The organism is Microcoleus sp. CAWBG640, assembly GCF_020883015.1.
In the GTDB taxonomy this organism is placed as follows: Bacteria; Cyanobacteriota; Cyanobacteriia; order Cyanobacteriales; family Microcoleaceae; genus Microcoleus; species Microcoleus anatoxicus.
In genome coordinates, this window is record NZ_JAHRFC010000044.1 from 1 (window position 1) to 4,822 (window position 4,822).

The window sequence follows — 4,822 nt, forward strand, 5'->3', positions numbered from 1 at the left end:
GATGGCTAATCCTGAATTCACGCCGCTCTGAGTAGAAGGAGCCGACTCCCTACGTAGAAGCAGGAAGTAAGTTTTAAGTGTCCGAGATGTCATTCTTGTCCGCTTTATGTCAATCTTATGTAGCAGTAAAACAAAAGAAAGTGCCATAGTAATACCTATAGCTAGTTGGTTTGAGCGTAAGGAGATTTCTATGGTCGGTAATGAGCCTGATGAAGAAAATGTACCAGAATCGATCGCACTATCCCCGATCGACCCCCAACCGCAAAACACAGTCGATTCCGCCTTTCCCATCGTTGGGATTGCGGCTTCAGCCGGAGGACTAGAAGCATTCACAGAATTACTCCATCACTTACCAACCGATACTGGTATGGCCTTTGTGCTGATTCAGCACCTAGACCCCAATCACGAAAGTCTGCTGACTGAAATTCTCGCCACCACCACACAAATGCCAGTCAGTCAGGTGGTTGACGGGACGACTGTAGAGCCGAATCAAGTATACATAATTCCGCCCAACACTAAGATGACACTGGCCAGCGGTGTCCTGAAACTCACAGCCCGCGAGAAAATTTATGGCAAATATATGCCGGGAGATGCGTTTCTCGTGTCCTTGGCTGCCGATCGCGGACCCAAGGCCCTTGCCGTAGTATTATCCGGGGGAGACGGAGATGGTTCCCTGGGGATCAAGGCTATTAAAGCAGCCGGAGGTGTGACATTTGCTCAATGCGAAGCCTCCGCAAAATTCGATAGTATGCCAAATACGGCAGTGGCTACAGGTAATGTAGACTTCGTTCTCCCCCCTCAAAAAATTGCCGAGGAACTGGCAAATTTCCGCGCTGATTCCTGGCTTTCTTGCCCGATATTGACCACCACAGTTACAGAATCACCCCCAGACAACTATGTCCGCACCACTATTTTAGGATTGTTGCGATCGACTACAGGGGTTGACTTCACCCACTACAAAGTCGCTACGATCGATCGACGCATCCAACGACGAATGGTATTGTACAAGCTCAATTCCTTGGCAGATTACGCCGAATATCTGCAAGACCATCCGCTTGAAGTCTATGCCCTGTATCAAGAAATCCTGATCCACGTCACCAGTTTTTTTCGCGATCCAGAAGCCTTTGAACAGCTAAAAGAGCTGGTTTTTCCCACGATTACCGCAAATAAGTCAGTCAAGAATCCCATACGGATTTGGGTGGCGGGATGTTCCACAGGGGAAGAAGTTTACTCGATCGCCATTTGTTTGTTAGAGTTTTTGGGCGATCGATCTCCCCAGCCACCGATCCAGATTTTTGCCACAGATATTAGCGAAGCCGCCATTAGCAAAGCCAGGTCTGGCTTCTACTTAGAAAACCAGATGCTCGACGTTTCACCAGAGCGCCGGACTCGCTTCTTTATATGGGAAGGAGGAGGCTATAAAATCAACAAAACAGTCCGCGAACTGTGTATATTTGCCAGACAAAATTTAGGCAGCGACCCGCCTTTTTCCAATCTAGATCTCATTAGCTGTCGCAATGTGCTGATTTACCTAGCAGAGCCTTTGCAAAAAAGAGTGATTCCGATTTTTCATTACAGTCTTAACCCCACTGGTTTTCTCCTGTTAGGCTCTTCTGAAAGTATCGGAAAATTTTCATCTTTGTTTAATTCATTGCACACAAAGTGCAAAATTTATGCTAAAACATTGACGGAAAATAGTCAGATATTTTCCTTTGCAACGAGTTCTTACCCCATCGCTCAAGTAAATAAATCTCAGCCCACTAATGAAAACTCTCCAGATGGGTTTGACTTACAGCAATACACAGACCAACTAATTTTGAATCGCTACGCCCCAACAGGTGTGGTTGTCAACGAGCAGATGAACATTCTGCAAGTGCGGGGAGATACCAATGCTTACCTGAGACTGACACCAGGGATTCCCAGCTTAAACTTGCTGACAATGGCAAGGGAAGACTTAGCCATCGAACTTCGTACTGCAATGTATCAGGCACTGATGCAGAACGTAGTTGTGAGAAAAGAAGGGATAAATTTGGTTGTGGGCGAGCGATCGAACTTCGTCAATTTTGAGGTGATTCCCTTCCACCCGGATCGGGCCCAATCACGCTACTTTTTGGTTCTATTTGAAGAAGCTTTACTTACTGCGGTCAACCTCAGTACCGTCAATTCTGAGAGCTTGAATCCTGCTGATTTACAGCGCGAGATTCTGGAACTGAGACAGGCACTTGCCACCGCGAATGAAGACAAAAATGTGGCTCAAGCGCATCTCCAATCGGTAATTCAGCAGCAGGAAAGTCTCAACCAAGACATCAAAGTTGCCAACGAAGAAATCCTATCCAGCAACGAGGAGCTGCAAAGCACCAACGAGGAACTAGAAACTGCCAAAGAAGAGATTCAAGCCACCAACGAGGAACTGATCACCACTAACGAGGAACTTCGCAGTCGAAATATTGAACAACATCATATCAGTAACGACTTGATAAATTTGCTGGGGAGTATCAATATTCCGATTTTAATGGTGGAAAACGATTTAAAAATTAGACGCTTTACGCCGATGGCACAGCAACTTTTTAATCTGATTCCTACCGATATTGGGCGGCCTTTTAGCGATATTCGTTCCCATCTTGATGTTCCAGATTTGTCAGGGCTAATTTTGGAGGTGATTGAGACTCTCCAGACGAAGGAACAAGAAGTTCAAACTCTAGCGGGCTATTGGTACATCCTCCGCATTCGTCCTTATCGGACTACGGAAAACCGCATTGATGGTGTGGTAATGGTTTGGATCGATATTGATGCTATGAAACGCAGTACCAAAACCTTAGAGTTAGCCCGAAATTATGCTGAAACCATCGTCGAAACTGTTCCCACACCTTTAGTGGTGCTGGATGCTGATTTATGTGTGAATACAGCCAATCGATGTTTCTATGAAACGTTTCAGGTTTCATTCCCAGAAACATCGCAGATTTCGCTGTTTCAATTGGGAAATGGGCAATGGAATATTCCGCAACTGCGATCGATATTGGCAGATATTCTGGTGAATGATGTTGAGCTTCACAACTTTGAGTTAGAGCACGTATTTGAGCAGATTGGGCAGAAAACTATGTTGCTGAATGCTTGTAAACTGCAACGAGAAGACCAAGATATGATGATTTTGTTGTCGATCGAGGATATCACAAGTCGCCAGCAGTTTGAGATAGAGCGATCGCAGCTATTGATGCAGGAGCAGTTAGCCCGTCAACAAGCAGAAAACAGCAACCGTGCTAAAGATGAATTTCTGGCGAATCTCTCCCACGAACTTCGTAACCCCCTGACTCCCATCCTGGGATGGGCAAAATTGCTGCGCTCTGGCAAACTTAATGAAGCAGCCGTGACTCGCGCCCTAGAGGTGATTGAGCGGAGTGCGATCGCCCAAACTCAGTTAATTGAAGATATTCTGGATGTTTCTCGGATTACGAGTGGTAAACTGCATCTGGATACCAGTCCGATGGATCTGCTGGTAGTGGTGCAAAGTGCGATCGACGGGGTGCAATTATCAGCGGATGCCAAAAACATTGAAATATTTGCCGAGTTGAGTTCTGCGACAGTTTTAGGGGATGCTGACAGATTGCAACAAGTGCTGTGGAATGTGCTATCTAACTCGATTAAGTTTACCCCCTCCGGTGGACGAGTGGAAATTGTCTTAGAGGCGATAGACAGTCACGCTCAAATTCGAGTCAGGGACACGGGAAAAGGGATTACAGCAGACTTTTTACCCTATATTTTCGATCGTTTCCATCAAGCTGATTCCAGCACTACCAAGACTAATCAAGGGCTAGGATTAGGATTGTCCATCGTGCGTCATTTAGTCGAACTTCATGGTGGTACAGTGGGAGCCGAAAGTCCGGGTGAAGGACAAGGAACTACGATGACTGTGAGGTTGCCGCTAGTTTCAATTCCCCAGGAATTAACACCGCCAAGTGATGTAGAACCGACTGTATTTACACTACCTTTAAACACTTCCAAAGATGGGGGACGGGGCCTTGAAGGTTTGCAGATTTTAAGCGTAGATGATGATATGGATACCCGTGAGTTATTGCAATTTGTCCTGGAAGACTACGGCGCCCAGGTGCTGACGGTGGGCTCTGCAAAAGAGGCGATCGCAGCTTTGACGGAAAACCTTGACAAATATGACATCCTGATATCTGATATTGGAATGCCAGAGGAAGATGGGTATTCCTTGATGCAACAAGTTCGTTCTCTTGATGCCAAAGCTGGAAACATTCCAGCCATTGCGCTGACTGCTTATGCTAGCGACAAGGAGGTACAAAGGGCGATCGATGCAGGTTTTAACAAGCATATTGCTAAACCTGTTAAGCCTGCTCAATTAACCTTAATGATTGCGGATTTAATCGCTAAAAAGAATGTTTGATTGTAACTTATTATCTGGTTTTATTATCTGGTATCTGGTTCCTAGGCTGTGCCTGGGAACTGATGTCGAGAGGCTCTGCCTCCCGTGGCCAAGGGTAACAAATTGGAGGCAGAGCCTCCGGATCTGCGTTACCAGGCAGAGCCTGGGAACAAGTGGACAAGTGGAAAAAGGCTGTATACCTGGTTCCTAGGCTCTGCCTGGGAACTGATGTCGAGAGGCTCTGCCTCCCGTGGCCAAAGGTAACAAATTGGAGGCAGAGCCTCCGGATCTGCGTTACCAGGCAGAGCCTGGGAACAAGTGGAAAAAGGCTGTATACCTGGTTCCTAGGCTCTGCCTGGGAACTGATGTCGAGAGGCTCTGCCTCCCGTGGCCAAGGGTAACAAATTGGAGGCAGAGCCTCCGGATCTGCGTTACCAG

At 46.7% G+C, this 4,822-nt stretch carries 1 protein-coding gene; it reads left to right on the forward strand.

Features of this window, described 5'->3' with window-relative positions; genetic code table 11:
- The first annotated feature begins 190 nt into the window (after positions 1–190).
- A complete protein-coding gene (locus AAFP11_RS19965; protein ID WP_341738633.1) occupies positions 191–4,405 on the forward strand; it encodes a chemotaxis protein CheB in 4,215 nt (1,404 codons plus the stop codon).
- Positions 4,406–4,822 lie beyond the last annotated feature (417 nt).